This is a genomic window from Methyloterricola oryzae (assembly GCF_000934725.1).
Lineage (GTDB): Bacteria > Pseudomonadota > Gammaproteobacteria > Methylococcales > Methylococcaceae > Methyloterricola > Methyloterricola oryzae.
Map to the genome: position 1 here is coordinate 25707 of NZ_JYNS01000002.1, position 24535 is coordinate 50241.

Genomic DNA, 24535 nt, shown 5'->3' on the forward strand with positions numbered 1-24535 from the left:
CGCCCAGGCTCAGACTGGGCCGCCGGACTGGCGCTGCCGGTCGCGGCTTCGGTGGGTTGGGCGTGACCGCGCGAACCTCGATCCGGCCGATGGTCACTTTCACGACGGGCGGCGCATCGGGCTCACCTTCTGCCGGATACGGCGATCGCGCTGGTGAATGCTCGGGTTGCAAAGGCCTGATTGCTGATGGTGGATCGGCGGTCGAAAATCCTTCATCTCGTGGCACGATCAAGCGCGAGTGGACAAGCTCGGAGTTTTCCCGTCTTCTGGTGGGCTCGCGCGGAGGGGAATCGTCCTTGGATTCATGAACAGCCGCTGACTCCAATGTCCCGAGTAAGGCTGGGGGGTCATTCCTTTGGTGGATCGCGTCATCCGGTAAAGGCGGCAAGCCGCCTTGATGCTCCCATGCAACAGGATTTCGGGTCTCCAGCCGCTCGAGTCGTTCGACGTGCCTGGTGCTTGATGAATCCGGCACTGAACGCTGCGGAGCGACGCCCTTTGCCTCGTTGGCGGGAGCCAGGTTTCCGGGAAGCGGTTCCACAAGCGATTGAACCGGGGCCGGTGATCGGTCGACGGGAACATCCCGCAGCGTCCGGTCTGCCGCGCGATCCGGCGCTTCGTTCCCCGGATTCCCGGATTCGGTCCACTCGGTCGGCGGCTCGAATTCAGATAATGAGTCCGAAATAGGGAGGGGTTCTTCGAATCGGGCAGCAGCGCGCGGCAAAAGCGAAGATGGCTGCTCGGACGACGTGGCAGCGTGGTTCCGGATTCTCGTGGCCAGATGGCCCAGGTAATCGTTCATCCCTGCACCATTTGAAGATAATACTGACGCCGCCAGGGAGAGAGGGCCAGAATGTCCCGCTCGGACCACCCGTAAGCCGCGGCCAGAGCATGAACGTCGCGCAGCAGGCGAAAAGCCCAGTTCTCGATCTCCCGCCAGAAATAGAGGGCAATGTCGAACAGAACCGGCGATGCTTGCCCGCAACTGGGACAGGCAATCTGCACTTGAGAGGAAGCCAGCGGATCAGCCCGTTCCAACCGATTAATCGCATCCACGATCACCGGTTCCGGCAAATCCCCGATGCCTTGCGGAGCGCCTTGAAAGCGGGCATCCAGCAGGCAGCACTCCAGCAATTCTTGCCTGAGGGTTTCCGGCGGCTCAGTGCCGGTGAATCTGGACAAGTCCGTGCTGTTGACCGGCCGGAGGTGGAGTTGGTACCCCTGCGTTTCAAACTGGAACGGGCCAGCCTGCTCGCTGCCGCCAGACGGCCTCACATCGTCCGCGTGGAAGGAGATCTCGAGACGCTCCGAACATTGCGGGCACTCGGCCATGGCGGACAATTCCGGTCCAAACGCCATCTCTCGCAGGCTCAACAGCAATCCATCGCGTCGGCCGATGGGCAACTGCATCAGCGATTCCACGCTGGATTCGGGACAGGCAGCGGCTAGCAAGCCAACGGCGCGGACCGGCATGGGCCGGTCCCTGCCTTGCTCCCAAACGTCCAGCAACTCCTTGGCAGACAGGGAATGCATCGGACTTGCCGCCGCTTAGGCCAGACTCACTTCGCTGGGTTCCACCACGGAATAGTCCCGCTCCCAGCCTTCGTTCTCCAGTTTGATGTGCTGAATCGCCACCGCATTGGCATTGGCGTCGAGATCGGGCAACGCCTGGAACTCGGAAACCCAGCAGCGGTAGAGTCGGTAGGCGAGGGCGACCTGGCCAGCCTCGTTATAGACTTCGATGATGATGTCCTTGCGGAAATCCTTGAGTGAAACCTCGGCACCGAGACCGGAACCAAAATTCCACACCTTGTTCGCCCATTGTTCGAACTCGAGATCATGCGTCACGCCGCGTTCAAGGGTGATGGCTTCGTACTTGGTCCGGCCCGGTGACTTGCGCTCACTGCTGGGGTCGCCTCCTTCGCGGTGTTCGACGACCTCCGTGGTCCTTCGCAACGCCCCGACCTTGCTGATTCCGGCAACATAACGCCCATCCCACTTCACGCGGAATTTGAAGTTCTTGTACGGATCAAACCTTTGCGCGTTGACGCTGAACTGTGCCATGACGACCTCCTTATGCCTGAATCTGTCCAGCCATCTGCTGTAACTGGATTACGACGAACTCGGCGGGTTTGAGCGGCGCAAAGCCGACGACGATGTTGACGGTTCCCCCGTTGATATCGGACTGGGTCGTCGTTTCGCTGTCGCACTTGACGAAATAGGCCTCACACGCCGATTTGCCCTGGAACGCGCCCTGTCGAAACAGGTTGTGCATGAACGCGCCGAGATTCAGGCGGATCTGCGACCAAAGGGGTTCGTCATTGGGTTCGAAAACCACCCATTGGGTGCCGCGAAACAGGCTTTCCTCGATGTATAGCGCGAGGCGACGGACCGGAATGTACTTCCATTCCGAGGCCAGTCGGTCATTGCCCTGAAGCGTGCGCGCCCCCCAAATCACTCGCCCCGCGGCCGGCATCGAGCGCAGGCAATTGATGCCTAGCGGGTTCAGTTCGCCCGTTTCGGCGTCGGTCAAGGCGACGCTCAATTGCGGCACGCCGGTCAGGGTCGCGTCCAGCCCCGCTGGAGCCTTCCACACGCCACGCTGGGTGTCGGTTCGGGCGATGACACCGGCCACAGCACCGCAGGGCGCGAAATCTTCCACCTGACCGCTGCGCAGTGGATTTGGCTGGCGCAACCGGGGAAAGAACAACGCGGCATTTTTGCTCGTTGTGCCAATGTCGATGGCGATTCCCGTCTTCGCCGTCCCCTTGTCCGACCAGTTCGTGGGTGGATCGATCAGGAGCATGGCGCGACGCTTTTCGCAGTAGGTGGCGGCGGCGCTAATCACACCGCTGTCGACGTCGCCGGTAGCGGAATAATGTGGAATGCAAAGCAAGTTGAACAGATCGACTTGCTCCAGGGCATAAAGGCCTTCCTTATTGACTTCGCCCTGAGCGGGTAGAAAGTTTGTCATCACCAGCGGCTTGCCATCTGATCCAGTATCCAGTGCCGCCTCACCTTTGGTTCCGTCCCCTGGTATATCAGGTGGTGCAGTTGGATCGAAGGCACCGGACCAGCGTGCCAGCTTTGATTCAGCTTTCAAAACATTGTCGATGCGGCGGGCGCTCTCCTTCACCGTCAGATTCATCAGTCGCTCCCTGATACCTCCCTGGGCAGAATCCCAGATGGTCAGATTAAACAGATCGTCCTTGGTCACACCCAGTCGCTCGGCCACATCCTTTGACACGTCGTGGTCAATCGTGGCTTTGATATTTACGCCCCAACTTCCCTCGCTAGATGCTTCCAGAGTGAAATCTCCAAGGGTTATCTGTGCTTTGGCGGATCCTTGATCTGGCGTGTTGTAGAGCCGGACGATAACGGCCTGACTTCCGCCATTGAGGTAAAAATCACGAACGGCAAAGCTAACCGTACTATCTATTGATAGTCCTCCGAAAACACGCTCGAAATCAGCGAAACTGTTAATCGTGACGGCCTGGTTGACAGGGCCGCGAATAGTTCGGCCTAAGAATGCGGCAATGGAAGTGGCTACACCGGTAATGCTGCGGACGCCGCTAGCAATTTCCTCAATGTAAACCCCTGGATAAGACAGTGCAGCCGGCATACTCTTTCTCCTATTCCAAATGGAAAAATTCAACTGCCAAGTAAGCTGGGAACTAAATTACCAAAAACCAACTTACTTTTTAAACCCCATAGATCAACATCTATTAGGCAATCAACTAAATAATTAGATGCGCCAAACGACTGCGAATTTGGAAAATATTTAGTATTTATATTTTCTTAATAGTAAGTTCAAAAGCCGTGTTACAAGTAGTTTTTTTGCCGAAAAACTGATGGGTCAGGGTTTAAAATAAACTTCCTGCTTCATTTTCCGAAAACGCGGCGACAGAATCGGCAGAGCAGGCAGTGCTCGGTGCCCTTCCTGCCAATCTGGCGCTCGATGAATCCGACCAACTGGTGAAAGCAGACGACACCCCGCGCTTCCCCGCTGCCCACATGGGTGATGCGGCCACGCCACAGTGGATTCTCACCATGGTTATGTGCCGCCTTCTCCGGCCACAGTCGAATGACGAACGAATGCGGTGTAGGTTCCTGCGGTTTTGGTTCCAACTTCCTGGTGACGCCCATGTCTCCGCTCCTTTGGCGCGCTGAATGGCCGAATTTGCCCCGGGGGCAACGCTTCAATCCCCGACCGTGGAAGCGACCATATCAGGCAGGCGTCTTTCCAGCGTCCTTTTGAGCGTCCTTCGAAGCGTCTTTTTTGAAAAAAATTGCGCCGGTAGGCCGAAATTCAGCCAAAGATCCCATTGGGGATGACTGCTAACGCATTGGCATAGGCGGAGTCGGCGCGTCTCTGACCAGTTTCTGCGCTCTTAATCGTTTATGATCGAAGGGCGGAGGGCCAGGCAACCATGCGTCCATGGAAGATGTCTTGCGCTGCAACGTGTCGTTACCCTCATTCACCCCGTCCGAGGAATACGGCCCTCGATTTGGAGCCCCCGGTCCACTTTGCCGGAACGGCTGAAGTAATCGACGTCGTTACGAGTGATGTGGAAGCGGTCGAATGTGGGAAACTCGAGCCGTTCCGGTCTTCACTGGCGTCGCCACGCGAGCGACGGCGGCTAGAGCGCGCGGCGCTGAAGGGATTTGCTCCGGCTTTTGGTCGCGGTTTCGCTTACCGCCCTGTCATTTGAGTGCGATGACCGTACTCTGACAACAAGATCCTGCCCCCGCTACCAAATAATCAGAGGCTTACAGGCTACAGCTTGTAGGCTTTTTTGCGTTCTGGGCGGCGTGTAGTGATTTTGGACTGACGTCGGTCAGTGTGGCCAATGCCTTTATCGAGCGCCAATGCCCCACCATCGTGGACGACGCCTCGTTCCTGATACCGAGTCATTCGGAGTTTCTCTGAGGGATTACGCCCTTCCCATAGCCGGTCAGTTCCACGTACCCCCGGCCGACCTGAGCACCCGATTCGGCGTCCCGAATATCCGCCGCCCCCTCCCAGTAACGGGCATCGTGGCGCAGCTCCTGGTCGGCGATCACCGGTCGGATATCCAGAAGGCGGCCCGATGGCTTGATCTTCAGCCGCCAGTGGGCGGGATAGCGACCGCCCTTGGGGCTTTCCCAGGTATCCAGAATCTCGATTGCCACGTCCTCACGGGCCAAGGGTGTCGTGGAGCCATCGGCCCCGATCAAGGTTCCGTAACTCATCGGGTCGGCCTTGCCGTCCTTGTGACGGATCTGCATGAACATCACGTCCGTTCCGTCATTCAGTTGTAGAGAAAACCAGTCCCAGCCGGCTTGATAGTCCGCCAGCATGCTGGTGCTCCATTCTCTGTCCAGCCAGGCCAGGCCGCCGACCGGCAGTTCCTGCCCGTTCAGACGGAGCATGCCTGCCGCCTTCAAGCGGGACATCGAGTAGTAATAGGAGGCGTTGCCCGCCTCCACGCTTTTGCGGCTCAAGCCGTGCTCGCCATGCAGGACGACGGGCTTAAGGGGTGAAAGATCCAGGGACAAGCCGATGCCGTCCTGTTGCGCCTGGATATGCCAGGGAAATCCGCCGTCGGGTGTGGCGTCGATACGCCAGTCTTCGAGCCAAACCTTGAGCGGTTGCGCCTGCGCTCCGGCAAGGCCTGCCGCTCCCCGAGAAACCCGCTGGAAGGAGGTGAAGCTTTGGCCGGTCACATCGGTGAGGGCAAAATGGGCCATGTAGGCGTCCTGCCCCGCCCATGCCGATTCCCGCTTCGGCGTTCCGCGCTTGAGACCATGGCGGAAGATCGTGATCTGAAAGCCGAAGCGCCGTCCTTCCGGTCCATCGAGATTGCCGGTCACGTACCACCATTCCTCGCGGAAATCGGGATGCGGGCCATGGTCCACCGGAAAGTCGAAGGGCCTGGGCGTGTAGGCCCGCTCGAAGCCCCCATGATCGGCCTGTTTGAGCGTGGCCGTTGCATCTTCCCCACTCGATGTTTCCTGATTGCCGCAGCCAGGCGCAAGCAGGGCCAATAGCAGGCAAGCCAGCAGAACCATCCGTCCCATGCCGGTCACTCCTCCCGCAAGGCGCGGGCAGGCTGCGCCATCATGACCCGATGGGCCGGATAAAGCCCCGCCAGCAGGGCGGCGGCGAGACTCATGGCGACCGCCGAGATGAGTGCCGAAGGCGAGAAACTCAGTTCCATGGTCCAGCCGAAGGAGCGTAGGTGGATCACCCGGACCAGCGCCAAGGCGATGGCCAGGCCCAGCGGGATGGACAGCAGGCCGGCCACCAGCCCCATGAACCCCGTCTGCAGCAACATCAGCCCGCCCGTTTCGCGCGGCGTCAATCCGGTGGCCCGTAGCACCGCCAGTTCCCGCCGGCGCTCGAACTGGAACGCCATCAGGGCACTGAGTATGCCGACGAAGGCCACTCCCATGGCCAGCAGCCGCAAGACTTGGGTGATGGCAAAGGTACGGTCGAACACTTTCAGGGTTGCATCGCGAATCTCCCGGTTCGACTTGACCGTCAAGACCTGGCTGTCTTCCGCCACGCGCCGTTCCGTTTCCCGTCGAACCGAAGCCAAGTCGGCCCCCGGCTCCAGATAGAGCCCCAGGGAGGTCTCTCGGGGCTCGCTCCAGTAACGCTGATAGAGCGCCCGGTGCATGATGATCAACCCCTGGTCCGAGCGATAATCGAAGAACACCCCGGCCACCGGCAAGTCGACCGGTCCTGAGTCGCTTTGCAGGACCAGGTGGTCTCCGACGGAGAGATCATGCCGCTGGGCGTAGGGCTCGGAAATCATGACGGCTTCCAGTTTGGGAAAGGATCGCCACAGCGCCTTGCCATCGCCCGACTTGAACCGGAATCCAGGCTGGTCCAGGTCGGGAGGCCGAAGGACCAGCAGTTCGCTGTTGCCCATCGAGGTTTTGACCTCCATGCGCCGGGCGCCGCCGGTACGCGCCAGCCCGGGAATGTCGGCCAGCCTCGATTCCAGATTATCCGGCAGGTTCGGCATCAGGCCGTCGTCGGTGCTTGCCCCGGTCACGTAAATATCGGCCTGGAGAATCTCTTCCAGCCAATCAGTGATGGCGCCGCGAAAGCTCTCGATCATGATGCCGACGCCTACACTCACTGCCACGGCGACGGTCAGCGCAGCCACGGCGAGACCGGCGCGGCTCAGGGACGCGGCGACACCGGACAGCGCCAATCGCAGCAGCCAGATATCCCCAAGCCTGGCCAGTTGCACTGTCCCGGCGGTCAGCATCAGCATCAGCCAGGGGGTGATCAGACCGAATCCCGACAGCAGCATGAACACACCGCCAATGGATGCGGTGAGGCCAACATGCCGGGCTTGCAGAACCCACGCGGCCATCGACAACAGCAGCAGTCCGAGCACTGCGAGGCCCGGCAATAGCTTGCGCACGCTTGTTTCGGCTCCGGAACGGGCGGGACGCTGCGAGGTCCGGGCCGCCTCCCAGGCAGGTGCGGCGGCGGCCAGCATCGCCACGGCGATTCCCATGGCCAAACCCCGCGCCAGGACAAGCGGGTCCGGGAGGAACTCGGTGACGGTGAGCACGAAATACAGATCGTTGATGCTGCGCGTCACGAGGTGCAGGAGGGCTTTGGCTGCGAGCACTCCGAATGCCAGGCCCAGCAAACCACCGGCCAGGCCGAGCAGAGCCGCTTCTTGGAGGACTTCCCGGAACAACTGCCCCCGCGTGGCGCCCAGGACGCGAAGCGAGGCAAGAAGCTCCCGGCGCTGCAAGACCGAAAACGCCATGGTGTTGTAGATCAGGAAGGCGCCCACCAGCAGGGCCAGCCAACTCATGGCGCGAAGGTTTAACTCCAAGGCGGCACTGAGCTTTTGGGTCGACGCGTTGCGGCCGGCGATGGTCTCCAGCTCAGTGCCAACAGGCAGCCAGCGGCGAAGCTGCTCCGCCGCCTCGGGATATTCAGGCAAAATCAGCTCGATGCGATCCAGCCGCCCCACCCGGCCCAACAGTTCCTGAGCCGACGCGATATCCGTCAACAGCAAACCTTCCAGGGCCGGCTCCGGTGGACCGTTGCCCTCGATATAGCCGATGATGTCCAAGGCAATTGCCCGGCCGTCGATTGAGATATCCAGCCGGTTGCCGGGCGCGACGCCCAGTTGCCGGGCCGTGACCGACGCGATCAGGGCAGATCCTGGCTCGGTGAGGAGGCGCGTGGCATCGCCGCCCCGGGAGGCGCTGACGAAGCGGCTTTGCGTTCCCCGCTCGGCATAAGGATCGAAGCCGACCAGTCGCAAGGTCTGGTTCCCTGCCCGCACATAGGCTTCCACGGACGGTGCGCTCTGACGCAAGCCCTGCTCGATGCGCAAACGCCGATACAGGGATTCGTCCAGCCCCGTCGATCCGGCTGTGATCTGGTGGGTGTAGCGGCCGGTGATTGCCTGCATGGACAGGGCAAAGGCCCTGTGGGTGCTTTCCGCAGCGAGATCGATGGCGGCGACGATAGCCACGCCCAGGGCCACGCCGATCACGGCGAGCAGCAGTTGCACCGGATGGCGCACGAAGTACCTGCGATTGGCGCGTGCGAGGATTGACACGGCGCGGGGCTCAGTCGGAGGGAAACAGCTTTCCGTCCGCCAGACGGAAAATGCGTCCTGCGCGCTTCGCAACCTCGATACTATGGGTCACCAGCAAAAGGGTGTGGCCCTGGGCGCGCACCAGACGGTCGAGGATATCCAGCACCTTCTCGCCGGTTTCCAGGTCCAGATTGCCGGTAGGCTCGTCGGCCAGGACCAGATCCGGCTTGTGGACCAGGGCCCGCACCATGGCCACGCGCTGTTGCTCTCCGCCCGACAAACGATCCGGATAGGCGTCAGCACGTTCCGCCAGGCCGACCTCGCTCAGCAGATCCAGTGCCCAGGCACTGGCCTCCCGATTTCGCAGACCGTTCAGCTCCAGGGGCAGAAGCACATTCTCCAGGACCGTCAAGGTGGGAATCAGATTGAAGAATTGGTAGATGAATCCCACGTGGCGCCTGCGCCAAAGGCTGCGCCCCGGTTCGGCGAGCCCGGTAAGGTCCGTGGCACCGAAGGCGATGTGGCCGGCGCTGGGCTGATCCAGGGCGCCAATCAGATGCAACAACGATGATTTACCGCAGCCGCTCTGACCCAGGATAGCGATCTGTTCGCCGCCTTGAACATCGAGATCGACACCCTTGAGAACCTCCCGCCACACACCGGCTTCTTCATAGCCCCAGTGAACATCTTTCAGCAGCAGGCGTCTGGCGGAATCGACGGAAAAGGAAACGGCGTCCGGGGATGGGCAGGATAAGGGCAGTTCTTGATACATTCAGCGGCGTGTCGGCGAGTGGGCAGTCCCCCATAAGACCACACCTTGCCGGGAATGTTCACGGTAATTCAAGGCGGTGTAATCGTGGCCGTTTCCAATCGGAGCCAGTACCATAAAGCGTGAGCCTTCAACCTGCCGATGATCCGCCACCACCTCCCTCAGTTCGATACCGGGATTTCCCTGCTCATTGATTCCTTGCCCGGGATCGAGGACTGCAGAGCCATGAGCGGAAAGGGCGGCTCGTCTCGCCCGGAGGAATACGGGAGCCGCGTCCCGTGAGCAGCTCGGAAAGTCTCGGCGGGGCCGCACGGTCCCAACGGATTTCGACCCTAAGGGCCCTGGTTCCGTTTCTAAAACCTTACCGGAGCAGGGCGGTGCTGGCCTTCCTGCTCCTTTGTTTGGCTTCGGGGGCCCTGCTGACGGTACCTTCGGGGTTTCGTCAACTCATCGACGAAGGTTTTCTGCGGGGCGCTGTGAATCAGGAAAATGCCAGGCTTTTGGATTGGCATTTTCTGATGATCTTCGGTCTCGGAGCCCTCTGGGCTGTGGCGGTCGCCGGACGCTACTATCTGGTCAACTGGCTGGGCGAGCGGGTGACCGCGGATCTGCGAGTGGCCGTCTATGCCCAGATTCTTCGCCAGCCGCCTGAGTTCTTCGAGACCCTGCAAACCGGGGAAGTCCTCTCCCGGTTGACCGGCGATGCGACCCTGGTGCAGACGGTGGTGGGCTCTTCCATCTCCATGGGCCTGCGCAGCGTTTTCCAGGCGGCCGGCGGACTGGCCATGCTGGCCGTGACGGAGCTTCGCTTGTTCGCCATCACCCTGGGTCTACTGACCCTCCTCATTTTGCCCTTGATGATCCTGGGCCGCCGGGTCCGCCGCTTGTCCCGGGTTTCCCAGGACCGCATCGCCGATTTCTCCGCCCTGGCCGGAGAGAGGCTCAACGCCGCGACCACAGTGCAGGCCTACACCCAAGAGGCTCTGGAATCCCGCCGCTATGCGGCCTTGGTGGAAACCAGCTTCCGTTCGGCCATGACCCGAAGCCGGTGGCGGGCGATACTGACCCTGCTTCTGATCAGCGCGGTCTTTGGGGCCGTGCTGTTCGTGCTCTGGCTCGGCGCCCAGGCGGTGGCGGCGGGCAGCATGACCACCGGGCAACTCACCTCCTTTGTGCTGTATGCGGTGATCGTGGCCGGCGCATCGGCCACCCTGGCCGAGGTCTGGGGCGATGTGATGCGCGCCGCGGGCGCCACCGAGCGCTTGATGGAATTGCTGCACGCCCGTTCCGCCATCGAGTCCCCGGCCAATCCGCTTACCCTGCCGAACCCAGGGCAAGCCGAGCTCAGCTTCGATCAGGTGGAATTCCGTTATCCGTCTCGCCCTTCGGTATCCACCTTGACCGACTTCTCCCTGGAAGTCCGCTCCGGCGAGACCCTGGCGCTGGTGGGTCCGTCGGGAGCCGGCAAAACCACGCTGTTTCAGTTACTGCAGCGCTTCTACGACCCGTGTGGCGGGTGCATCCGTTTCAACGGTGTGGACATTCGCAACCTTGCCCGGGAGGAACTGCGCGGCGCCATCGCCATCGTCCCCCAGGACCCTGTCATTTTCTCCGCCAACGCTATGGAAAACATCCGCTACGGGAGGCCGGAGGCCAGTGACCAGGAAGTCCTAGCCGCTTCGCGATCCGCCCACGCCCACGAATTCATCAGCGAGCTTGCGGAAGGCTACCGGACCTTTCTCGGCGAACGGGGCGTACGTCTCTCGGGTGGGCAAAGGCAGCGTATGGCCATCGCCCGCGCCATCCTGAAAAACGCCCCCCTGCTCCTGCTGGACGAGGCGACATCGGCCCTGGACGCGGAGTCGGAACGGCTGGTGCAACAAGGGCTGGAGGCCGCCATGCAAAATCGCACCACTCTGGTCATTGCCCACCGGCTGGCCACGGTGCGGCGGGTGGACCGTATCGTGGTCATGGATCACGGGCGTATCGTCGAGCAGGGCAACGCGGAGGAACTCAAACAGGCGGGCGGGCTTTTTGCCCGGCTGTCAGCACTTCAATTGATCGATTGACATGCTCCAGAGCACGCACGTATTGATGCCTTGAGGCTCTAAGGGACGCAGGAAACGAGGCGGGACACTCCATCGGTGCTCATAGTGCGCCAATTGGTTGTTTTTTTCGCAGGTTGAAGCCTGTAGGCTTTTTTAGGCCACTGTGTCGGGTCAGTGTGGGGAAGCTTACGTCGAGTCGCTCGGCAAGCCCTGAATGATCTGTTCAAGGAAGCGAGGCCCTGCGATGCCATGTTACCCGGGACACGGGGGATTGTTTTCCGTCTGTCAGCGCTGAGCTTGCGGGCGTAATTCCGGTTTGATGGCGGATTGCTTGGACTTGACGCAGCGAAATCCCGTGTGCATCAAGCCGGTGTCGGGGCTGGCCTTCATGCGCGCGCTAGGCCTGAAGCTGGCGCAGGCCGATTCGTCGCAAAGGAAGGAACCGCCGCGGTGAACCCGCTTCTTGATATGCGGTTCCTCGGGGTCCAGGCTCTCCGCCGGTCCCTTGGGATTCACGACAACTTTTGTGCCTTTGCCGAGAGCATAGGCATCGGCCCGGTACCAATCCTGCACCCATTCCCAGGCGTTGCCGGTCATGTCGTAAAGTCCGAACCCATTCGGTGGAAAGGATTTGACCGGGCTGGTTCCGGTGTGACCGTCGGCGCCGGAATTCTTGAAGGGGAAGCGGCCCTGCCAGATGTTGGCCCGCGGCGCGCCCTGATTGGGGTGTTGGTTGCCCCAGGCAAAGGTTTTGCCCTTCAGGCCCCCGCGCGCAGCATATTCCCATTCGGCCTCGGTGGGCAGGCGCTTGCCCGCCCACTGGGCATAGGCTGTGGCGTCGTACCAGGAGACTTGCACCACCGGATGCTCGTCCTTGCCTGCGATATTGCTTTCAGGGCCCTGGGGGTGGCGCCAGTTGGCGCCCTCGACCCAACGCCACCAATACTCGCCTGGGACGCTCGGGGAAGCGAACACCAGCGCGCCGGGCTTCAGGCTGTCCGCCGGAGGTGGCGGCGAGCCCGGCGGCAGCTGCGCCATGATGTCTTCCAGCTTGGGCGCCTGTTCGGCGGTGGTGACGTAGTGGGTGGCTTCCACAAAGCGACGGAACTCGGCATTGGTGACTTCCGTGGTGTCCATCCAGAATCCGTCCAGCCTGACGCGGTGAACCGGCCTTTCATCGGCGCGGGTCAGCGGGCCCTCGCTACCCATCATGAATTCCCCCCCGGGTATCCAGACCATTCCGGGTGGCGCCGCTTCCGGCTGGGCGCCCCACGCGGAAGCGGCGATGAGCAGCGGGCTCAGCCAGCTTGCCAACCTATGCGGCAGGCCTAGCCTGATCACTGCGATGATCCGGTTTTGGTGGGCTTGCACTGGGTACCCAGGTTGTCGAGGATGATCTGGTAGTCGGCCTGATCGGTCAGGCCATCCAGGTTGAAGTCATACCAACTGGACAATCCGCCATTCATCCGGCTGAACTTGTTCCATTCGTCGATATCCTTCTGGTCCACGCGCAGGTCGAGGTTGCCATCACCGGGGCAGTCCACGTCGCTTTGCTGCAGTCGCGCCAGCCTGTCTTTCAGGGCCTGGTAGTTGCGCTTGGCCTGGGGCTTCAATGCGGAGACGCCATTCACCAGCAAATCGCTGCCCTCGCGATCCAGCTTGGGCAATGTCTTGTCTTCGTTGACCTGGTAGAGTTCCTCGGTCTGGGTATCGACGCAGGCGTTACTCGACGCGTCGTAATTCTTGGTGAAGTTCTGCACGAACTTGTAATGCTGGTTGCGGACGGCGATGGCGCCCTGCGGGATGATGGACACCACCTCGTTGGCACGGCCGTTGTTTGTCAGATAGACCTGGACATCGCAGCAATGGGCCAGGCCCTGGGTTCCTGCCGTCCCGGGGGCATCGGCGCCCACGCCCCACCAAACGCCGCCGTTGTCCTCGCACACACTCTTGCTCACCGGAATGTGGGAGCAGCTATTGGCGAACTGGCAAGGCCCGTTGAGGCCTCCATTGGCTTGCAGGTTGAGGTCGATCTGGCTGTAGTTGAACTTGCGGATGCCCCCCTGATTCGGGTTGGCAAGATAGGGCAGCATTGGCTTCGAATCGATCTGCCAGGGCACGCTCTTGTGCACATCGATGCCAGCGATTTCGCCGAACAGCTGATACAGATCGGCGATATTGGTCATGTGCTTGACGTCCCGGTTCAGCTTATTGACCTTGGGCCCAGCCACCAGCAAGGGCGTCCATATCCCTGTCTGGTAGGGCGTCCCTTTGGAGCGGCTGGGATCGAAGGGCTGCTTCACGGTGTAGCCCAGAGAGCCGTTGTCATCCACCAAAACCACCATGGTATCGGTGCTCTTGGGATCGTAGGACAGGCTGCCATCGGAATTCCGCCGTGCCAGACCGATGGAGGTCAGGAGTCGGCCGATTTCGCTGTCCATGGCCTCGATCATCTGATTGTTCAGAGGAAACGAATCTTCCGGCGAGGTGCTCGCGCAGTTGATGCCGTTGGTGTTGAGGGCATCGGACGGCAACAGGGCCACGGGCGGCTGTTGCAAGGGCGTGTGGACCGTGGCGAAGCTGACGCTTGCCATCCATGGCGTGCCTTGCGGGCGCGACTGGATCCACTCGATGGCGGCGTCGATGTGGGCGCTGCCGCGATAGCCCCGTGCCCGGATATCCTGGGGCGGGACGCTCTCGACCCGGCCGTCGTCATGGTTGATGACGACGGGCGAGACGTAATGCGCGCTCATCTGCGAAAAATCGATGTAGGCGGGCCGGCTGGCCTGACAGGATTTGCCCGGATCAAAGATGCCACCGCTGTCACGGCAGGCACGGCCGGGCGGATTGATCGCACCCGCGGCGGCCGACACATCGCTGCAACTGTTGTCGGGCTTGTAGCAGGCGCCCTGATCGGCCCCGCCGTGATCGGAGCCCGGCACGAATCCGCAGGAATAGGTTCCGGCGGCAGCCACGCCACCGGCTGTGGTATCGATGGAGGAGGGGTCGCCGGTTTCGTCCAGCCAGCCCCAGAAGTAATCCCAGCCCAGGGAATGGGGCATGCCCAGGCCATAAGGGTTGTTGCCCTGCAGCCCCAGGTGGAACTTGCCGAACAAGCCGCTCTGGTAATTGCGCTGTTTCAGCAGCTTGGGAACGGTGATGTCGAAGGGTGAGACCATGGAGTTGGCAAGGTCATCGGGGCCCAACGCGCCCAAGACGTTGCTGCGCATGGGGAAGCGGCCTTCGAAAAATACCGCGCGACTGGGCGAGCAAGCGGGCATCGACCAGTTATTGCGAAAGCGCACGCTCTTATTGGCGATCGTATTGACGTTCGGCATGGCCGGAGGCGTGGTTCCTCCGTAACCGAACGCCGACAACTGATCGATGCCGACGTCATCCATGATGATGAACAGGATGTTGGGCGGGACTGGCTTCTGCTTGGCCAGGGCCACGGAACTGGCGGGGAGCAGGCACGCGCTCAAGAGCACAGTGAGGTAACGCGGTAGCATGAAGATTCGCATGGGCTTCATCGTCGGCAATCTCAAACATATCCGTAGGGGCCCGCGCGCCCCTTGGACGAAGGGCCTTGTCACGGGGGCGGGAGGCGATCGGTTAAAGATAGACGATCTATACGTATGGATACTGATGTTCGCAAGCATGATTTCTTGACGAGGGCTCCATTCTTCCATAGAGTATTTTTACCGAACCAATAAACATTACTCCATATGGGTATTTCTTTCCTCGTCGAATAATGAAGCAGGGGGGATTTATCCCTTGATCTATAACGTCCAGTGTTCTGGGCATGAGAAGACGAAGGAGAACTCATGCAAGACGCAAATTCCATATTCAAATCCTCGGTCCGTTTTCTTTTGGCAAAGCCCAGTAATTTTGTCGCAAGCGTTTGGCCCAGCCCCAGCAGCCTGTCGACAATGCGGAGGCTTAATCAAATTCAGCTTACCGCATCGCAGTTGGGGGCAATCGTTGAAGTATTGAGAAATAAGGGCCCGTGCAAGCTATTGGTGTTTGGGCTGGGAAATGACAGCAAATTCTGGCATGCCGTCAACAAGGGTGGTGAGACAGTATTCCTGGAGAATCACCCCGGCTGGTTGGAGAAGGTTGTCGGCGCAGCGCCTTACATTCAGGCCTATCTGGTGAATTACGACACCCGCCTCAGGGACTGGCGGGAACTCATGGCAGTCCCGGATCGACTGGCCTTGGAACTCCCGGAAGCGGTGCTGAAGCAGCAGTGGGATGTCGTTTTGGTCGACGGGCCTAGGGGTTGGAACGACCAGATGCCAGGCAGAATGAAGAGTATCTTCGAGGCGTCCAGGCTAGTGGCTCCGGATGGGGATATATTCGTACACGACTGCGAAAGAGAGGTGGAAGATGCTTACTGTAACCATTTTCTCGGCCCTGAAAACCTGGAACTGGAGTTACCCGCTGAAATAGGAACACTACGGCACTATCGTCCGTCCTAAGGTACTGAAATTATCGGGTAACTGCGCGCCCGGCGGCAAAATCAGCAATCCCTCATTATCAGGTTTTCTCATGTACGTTCAGGAAGGAAAAAGGCGCAGGACTGAAGTTTTCAGATTTTCTACGAGGAATTGCGGAGTTGGCTTCCGGGCGGCGTGCTAGAGCGGCCCAACGTCAATCGGATGTCGGAGCCGTCAACGACCGCGAATTTTGCTTCCGATCAGTGGATTCGAGGTCCGTGCTGCGGCGAGTGTGATGGCGTCTTCCGCCACGCGTCTTTCCAGCCAGGGTGCCGGTCTCAAACGGCCTTCATTCCATTCCTGCGGATGACTTGGATCCTTGCGTCGTCTGGTAGTTTGCGAGATAGGCTCGCATCCTCCAGATAAGGCAAGTCCCAGTTCGATCGACCGGCTCTGCCGCGGGACTGTCCTGCATCTAGCTCGGCGTGACCTGTCCTGCGCCTTGCGCCGACCGCCAGGCGGCGTAATCGGAAGTGCTTTGACTGCCGCCTTTGCTTAGGCAGCGCTGCCCACGCGCGCTCCTGAAGTCGAGGTAGCCGCAGGTATGGACCTAGCGCTTGGGAGGCAACCGAGCAGTTTTTTCAACGAGAACGCGCTTGAATTCCCTGAATCACGGCAACAGCGCCGCGCTCTTGAATGTGCTAGCCGTGTTGACGGGCGCATGAGACCTCGCGACACTTGTTGGTAAAGGCTTTCGCCCATAGGAGGGAAAAGAGTTCATATGGCGTATGTGATCGGCATCGATGGCGGGACAGAGTCTCTGCGGGCGGGTGTTTTCGACTTGGCGGGAAAGCCGCTGGCCTTCGCGGCGACGCCCTACCCGACGGATTTTCCGCGCCCGGGCTGGGCGGAGCAGAAACCAACCGACTGGTGGGATGCTCTGGGCAAAAGCGTGCGTCGAGCCGTGGCCGAGTCTGGCGTGGCGGCGCGGGACATTGCGGGGCTCGCATTGGACACCACCTGTTGTTCGGTGGTTGCGCTCGACCAGCGTGGCTTGCCGCTCCGGCCCGCTCTGATTTGGATGGACGTGCGTGCCGCCGAGGAGGCAGGGCGCGTTCTGGCCACCGGCGATCCCGCGTTGCAGGTCAACGGGGGCGGCAAAGGACCGGTCTCCGCGGAATGGATGATGCCGAAGGCACTCTGGCTTTCGCGACACGAGCCGGCTGTGTTTCAGGCAGCCGCCACGATTTGCGAGTATCAGGATTACCTGAACTTCCGTTTGACCGGACGGATGGTGGCTTCCATCACCAATGCCGCCGTACGCTGGCATTACCAAACCCGGAACGGCGGTTATGCCTGTCGTCTGGCCGCGGCTTTGGGCATCGGCGAACTCGCGGACAAATGGCCCGGCGAGGTGGTTCCATTGGGCGATCTCATCGGGACTTTGACACCGGAAGCAGCGCAGCATCTGGGATTGAGAGCCGGAACGCCGGTTGCCCAGGGCGGCGCTGATGCGTTCATCGCCATGCTCGGGCTGGGCGTGGTGAAGCCCGGTTCCCTCGCGTTCATCACCGGCTCATCCCATCTGCACCTGGGACTTTCCGCGCGTGCGTTCAGCGGCCGGGGCATCTGGGGCACGTACGCGGATGCCGTCATGCCGGGGCTCCACGTGGTGGAGGGTGGGCAGACCTCCACGGGTTCGGTGGTCCAGTGGTTCAAGAACCTTCTCGGGGAAGCCACGAGCTATGCCGCCCTGGATGCGGAAGCGGCGGCACTGCCTCCCGGTGCCGAGGGCTTGCTGGTCCAAGAACATTTCCAGGGCAACCGCACCCCCCACACCGACCCGCTTTCTCGAGGGGCAATTCTGGGCCTTAGTCTCAAGCATGGGCGTGGCCATATATTCCGGGCCCTGCTGGAAGGTATTGCTTTTGGCACCGAGGCCGTATTGCAGGCCATGCGCGGCAACGGCTATGTCCCGGCAGAACTCGTCCTGTGCGGCGGTGCGGCCCGCTCGGCGCTCTGGATGCAGATCCACGCGGACGTGTCCGGGCTACCGCTGATCCTGACGGAAGTGGCGGATGCGCCGGCGCTCGGTTGCGCCATCCTCGCTGCTGTCGGTGCCGGGCGATACTCCGGCATCGAGGAGGCTGCCGGTGCCATGGTAAAGGTGGCCCGCCGCATCGAGCCCAACCCGGCTGCTCATGCGACCTATGCCCCCCTTTTCGCCGCCTACCAGCGGGCTTATCCGGCACTCAAGTTGGTTATATCCTGAAACAGAGGGTCCGGGGGGGCAGGGCTGCAGGGGAACCGGGAAGATCAGGGCCTGCGCGTGCCTCTTCCGCAGGTTGTCGTGGCGGGCAACTCAGCATGTTGTCGATGAGTCGGCAGTCGGCGCTGCAACGAAGTCCTCGGCCGCCGACCGGGTTTGCCGGGGGGCAGCCCAATACCTCAATCCGCGAGCGCCCGTCCGGGGCGAAAAAACTTGATCTGAATCAGAGATGCGCCGAAGCCTTCTGGCGCGGCCTTGGCCGCGCTGGTGACTGTGATACCATTGCCACGCGCCAGGAAAATCCCTGGCATGCCGGACCTTTGGTCCGGGCAGCACAATAACACGGCGCATCAGGGAATCGGGTCGCGGCACCCTCGTCGGCAGTGTTGGTTCCCCGGCAGCGCCTTCAACGAGGAGGAATCTGTTGTATGTTCAAGTTCAACACCGAGACATTCATTGCCTATCCGGTACACACCAGTGCATTCGTCGCTGACTTCGCGGTGCTCATGTTCATGCCCCTGGTCAGACCGCCGGTGATCCTTTCCATCATTCTACTGAGCGGACTGGTTTATCTGGCCATGTTCTTCGGCGTCAAGCTGCATGTGGGCGACGACAAGGCGGCTGCCGACGCCGGCGCCGCGGCGCCTCTGACCAATCCCTGAGACTCAGCCCGCAGGTCCGGCGGGCTGACGCCCGCCCGGGCCATTCAAGACCCTTCAACCCGCTTCAGCCATGCCAGCGCCACCCAGCCTCATCCGGCGCCTGTCTGCCTTGTTTTATGACGCCTTGCTGCTGCTGGCCGTCCTGTTTACAGGCACCGCCCTGTTGCTCCCGTTTCGCGGCGGCCACGCCTTGGGCGCGGGGGATCCGGCCTATAGCACCTATCTGATTCTTTTGAGTTTTGCCCTGTTGGGCTGGCAATGGACCCATGGCGGGCAAACTCTGGGCATGCGAGCCTGGCGCCTTCGTCTGCAGTCGCGGGATGGCGGACCGATCGGATGGAAGCAGGCCGCCGTGCGCTTTTCCGCAGGCCTGCTGTCCTTGGCAGCGCTCGGCTTAGGTTTCCTCTGGGCGCTGGTGGACAGGGACAGGCAGTGCTGGCACGACCGCCTGGCGGGTACGCGCCTGGTCTGGGCCGGCGAGGCGCGCGCCTCAGGACATGCCCATGATCAGGTCGACGATTGAGCGGTAGCGCTGCTGCACCTGGCGGCCGAACAGTGGATCGTCACTGACCGGCATTTCCGCCTGAGCCCGCTCCCAGTCATCCGGCAGCAAGGCTTGGTCCAACAGGGCGAAAACCTCCCCTTCCTCAGCGTCCAAATGGGCGCGCTGCACCTGCAGGTAATCGGTGATGGCTTCTTCCACCGCTGCACGGGGCGAGACCATGCCTTGGGCCGTCTGTTCCAGCAGGTTGCGTAGGGCGTGGGATTGTGAAATCAGCGTCTTGTGCTCGTCCATCAGGCGTAGGATGGAGGATTCACCCTGCCTTCCACGCTCCAGATAGATGCGAAAAATGATGTCTTCACGCGGGTGGTGGATCAGGTCGGGGTAGCTTTCCACATATTCCACCAAGTCCAGCAGCAGCATGTAGTCGGGCATCTCGTCGGCCTGAAACCGCAGCAACTGGCCTTCAAGCACATTCAGCAGCCGGGCCAGGTTGATGTGATCCTGGTGCAGTTCGGCAATGAGTTGATGCATGGTGACACCCGGCTCCACGTGATGGGCCGATTATAAGCCCAATGCCGGGGTGTGATGGGTATTTTCGCAGTACTTTTCGATGCGGCGTCTAATCCTGTATGTTTCCCAGATCCAGGCGCACGGCGATCAGCGCCTGGTTGATGTCCCGGATGAAGAAGATCAAAGACGCGATCAGGCAGAGCATGCAGAGGATGAACAATATCCCCACCAGCCAGGCTACCTCGAAGTGCAGCAGCGAAAACAGGAAGAGCAGGATCACCAGCATCGCGGCGAACAGCACACTGAGGGAGGCCAGGAAGATGGCCCGGCGGATGATGGTGGCGCGTTTGGTGAGAATCCTGAGCTGACGCACCACCGCTTCCCGATCCTCCGGCTGCAGGCCACGCATCTCGCGCACCAGATGACGCGCGCGGTCAATGGTGCGGCCCAGGCGGTTGGTCATGCTGAGTAGCAGCAGGCCCACGCCGGAAATCAGCACCACCGGGCCGACGGCGACCTGCAGGGTGGGGATGAGTTCGGAGAGGCTGACCTGATGCATGGATCAGCTCCCCAGGCTCGCACCCTCGCGGGGCGGTATCTCGGCTTGGTCGAATTCAGGCAAAAAACCGCCAGCCTGCCGGTTCCACAACTTGCGGTAGTGTCCGTTTTGCGCCAGCAGTTCGCTGTGGGTGCCATCCTCGACAATTCGGCCGCTGTCGAACACCAGGATGCGGTCCAGATGGGCAATGGTGGAAAGCCGATGGGCGACCACGATGACGGTCTTGCCGGCCATGGCACGGTCCAGGCTGTCCTGGATGGATTTCTCCGTCACCGAGTCCAGGCTTGAGGTGGCTTCATCCAATATCAGCACCGGCGCGTCTTTCAGGATCACCCGGGCAATGGCGATGCGTTGGCGCTGGCCGCCGGAGAGCTTGACCCCACGCTCGCCCACCAGGGAATCGTAGCCTTCGCTGATCGCCTCGATGAACTCATGGGCATGGGCCTGGCGGGCCGCGTCGCGCACTTGCCCTTCATCGGCGTCGAGGCGGCCGTATTGGATGTTCTCCCGAAGGCTGCGGTGAAACAGGGAAGGGTCCTGTGGGATCAGGCTGATCTGCTCATGCAGGGAGTTCAGTGTCATTTCGCGGATGTCGGTCCCGTCGATCAGGATCGCGCCTTCCTGCGGGTCGTAGAGCCTGAGGATCAGGCTGACGAAGGTTGATTTGCCGGAGCCGGAGAATCCCACCAGGCCGACCCGTTGGCCGGGGGCGATGGTGACATTCAACTGGTCGAACACCCGTTGCGCGCCGCCATAGCTGAAGCCGACGCCGCGGAATTCGATTTGGCCACGGGTGATGGGCACTGCCCGGCTTGCGGGATTGTCGAGCAGTTCGTGGGGTTGGATGATGACGCGCACGCCGTTGGCGACATTGCCGATGTACTCGAAGAATTCGAGAAAGCGGCGGCTCAGGTTGCGCGCCTCGCTGATGATGAGCAGGGACAGGCTGGTGCTCATGGCGAAGTCGGCCACGCCGATGGCGCCCGTCTGCCAAAGCGTAAGGGCATATCCCAAGGTGCCCAGTTTCAGGATGAGCGCGGATATGAACTGGAACCAGCGCACCCGTTCCATGTACCAAAAGGTCTGGCGTCCGGTGCGCATTTCCAGGTCCAGGTAGCCATCCAGATAGCGCCGTTCATGGGCCAGGCGCGCGAAGAGGCGGATGCTGGACAGGTTGGTGACGGCATCGACGATCTTGCCGTTCACCTCGCTGCGGGTATTGGCGTAATTCTGGGCGTAGGGCTGGCAGCGGGTCGCCAGCCAGTAGGAGGCTGTCACGAAGCAGGCCGCCCAGGCGGCCACGAAGTAGGCCAACTCGGCGTGCGCCCGGTACAGCAGGGCGATGGAGACCGCGAACACGATGGAGATCGGCCAGAAATCGAACAGGATGGTCCACAGGGTATGGTTGACGCTGGTGGCGGTCTCGGTAATGCGGTGCGCGAGGGCGCCCGCGAAATGACCGTTGAAATAGCGTTGGGAGTGAAATTGCAGGTAGGCGAACAACTCGCCGCTCACCGCCTTGCGCAGGCGCGGCCCTACCATGATCAGGCACGCGCCGCTGGCGCGGCTGAACAGAACTTCGCCGAGGCCCAAGGCGGCGAACAGCAGTGCCGGGTAGCGCAATTCCCCCTCCAGGGTGAGGCTGGCGATGTCCTTGGCTTGGGTGACAGTTTCGATCACCTGGCCGATGGCGTAGGGGAGCAGGATGTTGCTGGCGGCTTGGCCTGCTTCCAGCAGGACCATCAGCAGAAACCAGCCCCGGAAGCGTCCGACGAAATGCCGGACGAAGCGGAAAGGGGTGTCCGGAAGCGGGGGAGGGGCGTCGCTGGCGGTCGAGGCTTCAGGCGGCATAGTCGGCAATATCACGAAACGGGCGGGTTGGCGCGGCGTTGGATTTTGGAACTCCGGCTTCGGGCAGGCTGGGCTGGATTCCAATGAGGCCAAGCCTGCCGGACGCCGCCCTGATCAATCCCCGTCTCAGAGCTTGTGAAAAATCGTAGCGAGCGGCCCAAGGGCAAGGAGCGCGGAGCACCGGAACCGCAGTGTATGTGGGGTACATGTGGATTCCGAGCACCGCGCGATGCAGCAATCGGGACGCGCAGCAGATTCTTTCACAACCGCTCAGTCGACCTCGTCGGTGGCGACTTGTCCCGTCAGCCGGCGCTTCATGTGTGCCCAGGACATCCCCAAGGCCAGCACCACGGCGATGACCAGCAACACCAGGTGGGTGAAAGCCGGCACCGACTCGGGGGTGAACACGTCCATCTCCGAGAGGAACCAGATGAACCCGCCGCAGATGGCCAGGGTCAGCGTGACGCCGAGCAGGCCCAGGGAATTGCGGGTCGCGTTGAAGAAAACGATCCAGGCGGTAAGAAGCAACACGCCGGCCATGAACTTGAGCGCATCGGAATTCCAGATGCCTTGGGCAACCGGTGTTTTCAGCGAGCTGGCGACCCAGTGGTAATAAGAATACCCTTCCGGGTTGTAGGTTGCGTACACCACGAAGAGGGCGGCGAGAAAGCGTAGGAACAGCCCTAGCCAGTTGAAGCCATCGTTGTTCATGTCAAGGTACCTCGTCGTGCTTATTCTTGGAGGCCTGTGGCATAGGTGTGCCAGGTTCTGGACTTATCGCCATAGACCAGGAAAAAGGGGTTCAGAATCGATTCTTTGGTGTTGTACTGGAGGCGCCGGCCCGCCAGGTCGGTCACGGCCCCGCCAGCGGCTTCAACGACGCACTGTGCGGCAGCGGTATCCCATTCGGAGGTCAGGCCGATGCGGGGATACAGGTCGGCTTCCCCTTCGGCCACCCAGCACAGTTTGAGCGAACTGCCGATGGATTTCAGGTCGTACTCGCCGAGGCGGCCGAGCAGCGTGGCGAGGCCCTCGGTCTGGTGTGAGCGGCTGCCCACTACCGCCAGGCGGGCGGGGGCCCGGTCGCGCACATAGATTTGCTGCGGATCGCCGCCGCCGACCCGCTTGAAGGCGCCACACCCCTCGGAAGCGAAATAGCACACGTCCATGGCCGGCGCATAGACCACGCCCAAAACCGGTAGGTGCTGATGGATCAGCGCCACGTTGACCGTGAATTCCCCGTTACGTTTGACGAATTCTTTGGTGCCGTCCAAGGGGTCGATCAGCCAATAGGTTTCCCAGGCGCTGCGGGCCGCGAAGGGTAGGTCGGCGGATTCTTCGGAGAGCACCGGATACACCGTGCTCAGTTTCTGTAAACCCTCGCTCAGGCAGTGGTGCGACGCCAGGTCCGCGGCGGTCAGCGGCGAATCGTCCTGCTTGAAGCCAACACGGAAATCGGAATTATAGATTTCGAGAATGCGACGCCCGGCTTCCAACGAGAGGGCGATGACTGGCTCCAAAAAACGGGAAGGCTCCTTCATAATGGGCATGGACAGGGTTCCTTTGCTGCTGCTCACGGGTGTTAATGCGCGCCACCGATACCGGAATGGAGGAGGAATATTAACCCATGATTGTATGGGATGACATTGATACCGTGTTTCTCGACATGGACGGCACGCTGCTGGATCTCAACTTCGACAACCATTTCTGGCAGGAATACATACCCGCCAAGTATGCCGAGCGCATGGGCATGGAACTCAGCGCCGCGCGGCAGGAACTGGGGCCGAAGTTTCGAGCCATGGAAGGGCGGCTCGAGTGGTATTGTCTCGATTACTGGAGCGAGCAGCTTCAATTGGACGTGGCAGGGCTCAAGCAGGAGATCGCCGGCTTGATTGCGGTGCTGCCCCATGTGCCTGAGTTTCTCGAGGCGGCGCGCAACAGCGGCAGGCGGCTGATTTTGGCGACCAACGCGCACCCCAAAAGCCTGGGGCTGAAGATGGAAAGAACCTGTCTTAACCGCTTCTTTGACGCCATCGTGAGTTCCCACGCCTTGGGTTTTCCCAAGGAACAGCCGGAATTCTGGCCGCGCCTCGCGGGCCAGGAACCGTTCGATCCCGCCCGGACCTTGCTGGTGGACGACAGTCTGCCGGTGCTGCGAGCAGCCAGGGTTCATGGCGTCGCCCACCTGGTGGCGGTGCGCAAGCACGATAGCCAGCGGCCCAGCCGAGACATCCGGGAGTTCTGTAGCATCGAGGACTTCAGCGAACTCATGCCCGGGCTCACGGCGGCGCGGGTCTTGAATTTTTGCGGGGATTAAGCTCAAATTGCCCCATTGCCGTCAGCGTCCTCCCATTGTGGGCCG

General features: G+C 61.3%; 20 protein-coding genes. 6 read left to right on the top strand and 14 right to left on the bottom strand.

Going from position 1 to position 24535, the window contains the following annotated elements:
- Positions 1 to 798 precede the first annotated feature (798 nt).
- The 7 genes from EK23_RS03975 to EK23_RS04005 form a co-directional block, all read right to left on the bottom strand.
- The gene (locus tag EK23_RS03975; RefSeq protein WP_045224037.1) at positions 799 to 1533 is read right to left on the bottom strand and encodes a T4 family baseplate hub assembly chaperone; all 735 of its coding nucleotides are present in this window, start codon (positions 1531 to 1533) and stop codon (positions 799 to 801) included.
- A 15-nt stretch (positions 1534 to 1548) separates the two neighbouring features.
- Complete coding sequence (locus EK23_RS03980) at positions 1549 to 2064, bottom strand: phage tail protein (RefSeq protein ID WP_045224038.1); 516 nt, start codon at positions 2062 to 2064, stop codon at positions 1549 to 1551.
- A 10-nt stretch (positions 2065 to 2074) separates the two neighbouring features.
- Complete coding sequence (locus EK23_RS03985) at positions 2075 to 3622, bottom strand: phage tail sheath family protein (protein ID WP_045224039.1); 1548 nt, start codon at positions 3620 to 3622, stop codon at positions 2075 to 2077.
- 260 nt (positions 3623 to 3882) lie between these two features.
- Positions 3883 to 4146 carry a hypothetical protein gene (locus EK23_RS03990; protein WP_045224040.1) on the bottom strand — a complete coding sequence of 88 codons (264 nt, stop codon included), beginning with the start codon at positions 4144 to 4146 and terminating at the stop codon, positions 3883 to 3885.
- A 765-nt stretch (positions 4147 to 4911) separates the two neighbouring features.
- Entirely contained in the window at positions 4912 to 6060 is a 1149-nt protein-coding gene (locus EK23_RS03995; protein WP_045224392.1) for a carotenoid 1,2-hydratase, read from the bottom strand.
- A 5-nt stretch (positions 6061 to 6065) separates the two neighbouring features.
- A complete protein-coding gene (locus tag EK23_RS04000; protein WP_045224041.1) occupies positions 6066 to 8585 on the bottom strand; it encodes an ABC transporter permease in 2520 nt (839 codons plus the stop codon).
- A gap of 10 nt (positions 8586 to 8595) precedes the next feature.
- Entirely contained in the window at positions 8596 to 9336 is a 741-nt protein-coding gene (locus tag EK23_RS04005) for an ABC transporter ATP-binding protein (protein WP_082053921.1), read from the bottom strand.
- Positions 9337 to 9611: 275 nt separating this feature from the next.
- Between EK23_RS04005 and EK23_RS04010 the strand changes: the two genes are divergently transcribed.
- Positions 9612 to 11402 carry an ABC transporter transmembrane domain-containing protein gene (locus tag EK23_RS04010; protein WP_200892087.1) on the top strand — a complete coding sequence of 597 codons (1791 nt, stop codon included), beginning with the start codon at positions 9612 to 9614 and terminating at the stop codon, positions 11400 to 11402.
- A 264-nt stretch (positions 11403 to 11666) separates the two neighbouring features.
- Here the strand turns inward: EK23_RS04010 and EK23_RS04015 are convergent, their stop codons facing one another.
- Together EK23_RS04015 and EK23_RS04020 are read right to left on the bottom strand one after the other, a co-directional pair.
- On the bottom strand, positions 11667 to 12722 hold the full coding sequence (locus EK23_RS04015; protein ID WP_045224043.1) for a formylglycine-generating enzyme family protein: 1056 nt from the start codon (positions 12720 to 12722) through the stop codon (positions 11667 to 11669).
- Positions 12719 to 14902: a sulfatase-like hydrolase/transferase gene (locus tag EK23_RS04020; RefSeq protein ID WP_045224394.1), complete on the bottom strand. Its 2184-nt coding sequence runs from the start codon at positions 14900 to 14902 to the stop codon at positions 12719 to 12721. The genes EK23_RS04015 and EK23_RS04020 overlap by 4 nt, the downstream gene beginning before the upstream one ends.
- Before the next feature lie 303 nt (positions 14903 to 15205).
- Between EK23_RS04020 and EK23_RS04025 the strand changes: the two genes are divergently transcribed.
- The 4 genes from EK23_RS04025 to EK23_RS04040 all read left to right on the top strand — a co-directional run bounded on the left by EK23_RS04025 (position 15206) and on the right by EK23_RS04040 (position 19271).
- The gene (locus EK23_RS04025; protein WP_045224044.1) at positions 15206 to 15859 is read left to right on the top strand and encodes a hypothetical protein; all 654 of its coding nucleotides are present in this window, start codon (positions 15206 to 15208) and stop codon (positions 15857 to 15859) included.
- Between the two features lie 739 nt (positions 15860 to 16598).
- Positions 16599 to 18089 carry an FGGY-family carbohydrate kinase gene (locus EK23_RS04030; RefSeq protein WP_045224045.1) on the top strand — a complete coding sequence of 497 codons (1491 nt, stop codon included), beginning with the start codon at positions 16599 to 16601 and terminating at the stop codon, positions 18087 to 18089.
- 425 nt (positions 18090 to 18514) lie between these two features.
- Positions 18515 to 18748 (top strand): hypothetical protein, encoded by a 234-nt coding sequence (locus tag EK23_RS04035; RefSeq protein ID WP_045224046.1) that lies wholly within the window; start codon positions 18515 to 18517, stop codon positions 18746 to 18748.
- Between the two features lie 70 nt (positions 18749 to 18818).
- A complete protein-coding gene (locus EK23_RS04040; RefSeq protein ID WP_045224047.1) occupies positions 18819 to 19271 on the top strand; it encodes an RDD family protein in 453 nt (150 codons plus the stop codon).
- Here EK23_RS04040 and EK23_RS04045 read toward each other — a convergent pair.
- The 5 genes from EK23_RS04045 to cysQ all read right to left on the bottom strand — a co-directional run bounded on the left by EK23_RS04045 (position 19239) and on the right by cysQ (position 23723).
- Positions 19239 to 19784, bottom strand: a complete 546-nt coding sequence (locus EK23_RS04045) for a hemerythrin domain-containing protein (protein WP_045224048.1) — start codon at positions 19782 to 19784, stop codon at positions 19239 to 19241. The genes EK23_RS04040 and EK23_RS04045 overlap by 33 nt on opposite strands.
- An 88-nt stretch (positions 19785 to 19872) precedes the next feature.
- A complete protein-coding gene (locus tag EK23_RS04050) occupies positions 19873 to 20322 on the bottom strand; it encodes a DUF2721 domain-containing protein (RefSeq protein ID WP_045224049.1) in 450 nt (149 codons plus the stop codon).
- A gap of 3 nt (positions 20323 to 20325) precedes the next feature.
- A complete protein-coding gene (locus tag EK23_RS04055) occupies positions 20326 to 22173 on the bottom strand; it encodes an ABC transporter ATP-binding protein (protein WP_045224050.1) in 1848 nt (615 codons plus the stop codon).
- A 270-nt stretch (positions 22174 to 22443) separates the two neighbouring features.
- Complete coding sequence (locus tag EK23_RS04060; RefSeq protein WP_045224051.1) at positions 22444 to 22884, bottom strand: DUF6524 family protein; 441 nt, start codon at positions 22882 to 22884, stop codon at positions 22444 to 22446.
- Positions 22885 to 22904: 20 nt separating this feature from the next.
- Positions 22905 to 23723, bottom strand: a complete 819-nt coding sequence (cysQ, locus tag EK23_RS04065; protein ID WP_045224052.1) for a 3'(2'),5'-bisphosphate nucleotidase CysQ — start codon at positions 23721 to 23723, stop codon at positions 22905 to 22907.
- Positions 23724 to 23800: 77 nt separating this feature from the next.
- On the opposite strand from cysQ, the gene yrfG reads away from it, so the two are divergent.
- Positions 23801 to 24490 carry a GMP/IMP nucleotidase gene (gene yrfG, locus EK23_RS04070; RefSeq protein WP_045224053.1) on the top strand — a complete coding sequence of 230 codons (690 nt, stop codon included), beginning with the start codon at positions 23801 to 23803 and terminating at the stop codon, positions 24488 to 24490.
- Positions 24491 to 24535 lie beyond the last annotated feature (45 nt).

What these genes read in the sequence shown, in the direction of transcription:
- EK23_RS03975 (WP_045224037.1), bottom strand. Translation starts at nt 1,533, where the DNA reads ATGCATTCCCTGTCTGCCAAGGAGTTGCTGGACGTTTGGGAGCAAGGC.
- EK23_RS03980 (WP_045224038.1), bottom strand. Translation starts at nt 2,064, where the DNA reads ATGGCACAGTTCAGCGTCAACGCGCAAAGGTTTGATCCGTACAAGAAC.
- EK23_RS03985 (WP_045224039.1), bottom strand. Translation starts at nt 3,622, where the DNA reads ATGCCGGCTGCACTGTCTTATCCAGGGGTTTACATTGAGGAAATTGCT.
- EK23_RS03990 (WP_045224040.1), bottom strand. Translation starts at nt 4,146, where the DNA reads ATGGGCGTCACCAGGAAGTTGGAACCAAAACCGCAGGAACCTACACCG.
- EK23_RS03995 (WP_045224392.1), bottom strand. Translation starts at nt 6,060, where the DNA reads ATGGGACGGATGGTTCTGCTGGCTTGCCTGCTATTGGCCCTGCTTGCG.
- EK23_RS04005 (WP_082053921.1), bottom strand. Translation starts at nt 9,336, where the DNA reads ATGTATCAAGAACTGCCCTTATCCTGCCCATCCCCGGACGCCGTTTCC.
- EK23_RS04020 (WP_045224394.1), bottom strand. Translation starts at nt 14,902, where the DNA reads ATGCGAATCTTCATGCTACCGCGTTACCTCACTGTGCTCTTGAGCGCG.
- EK23_RS04025 (WP_045224044.1), top strand. Translation starts at nt 15,206, where the DNA reads ATGCAAGACGCAAATTCCATATTCAAATCCTCGGTCCGTTTTCTTTTG.
- EK23_RS04030 (WP_045224045.1), top strand. Translation starts at nt 16,599, where the DNA reads ATGGCGTATGTGATCGGCATCGATGGCGGGACAGAGTCTCTGCGGGCG.
- EK23_RS04035 (WP_045224046.1), top strand. Translation starts at nt 18,515, where the DNA reads ATGTTCAAGTTCAACACCGAGACATTCATTGCCTATCCGGTACACACC.
- EK23_RS04040 (WP_045224047.1), top strand. Translation starts at nt 18,819, where the DNA reads ATGCCAGCGCCACCCAGCCTCATCCGGCGCCTGTCTGCCTTGTTTTAT.
- EK23_RS04045 (WP_045224048.1), bottom strand. Translation starts at nt 19,784, where the DNA reads ATGCATCAACTCATTGCCGAACTGCACCAGGATCACATCAACCTGGCC.
- EK23_RS04050 (WP_045224049.1), bottom strand. Translation starts at nt 20,322, where the DNA reads ATGCATCAGGTCAGCCTCTCCGAACTCATCCCCACCCTGCAGGTCGCC.
- EK23_RS04055 (WP_045224050.1), bottom strand. Translation starts at nt 22,173, where the DNA reads ATGCCGCCTGAAGCCTCGACCGCCAGCGACGCCCCTCCCCCGCTTCCG.
- EK23_RS04060 (WP_045224051.1), bottom strand. Translation starts at nt 22,884, where the DNA reads ATGAACAACGATGGCTTCAACTGGCTAGGGCTGTTCCTACGCTTTCTC.
- cysQ (WP_045224052.1), bottom strand. Translation starts at nt 23,723, where the DNA reads ATGCCCATTATGAAGGAGCCTTCCCGTTTTTTGGAGCCAGTCATCGCC.
- yrfG (WP_045224053.1), top strand. Translation starts at nt 23,801, where the DNA reads ATGATTGTATGGGATGACATTGATACCGTGTTTCTCGACATGGACGGC.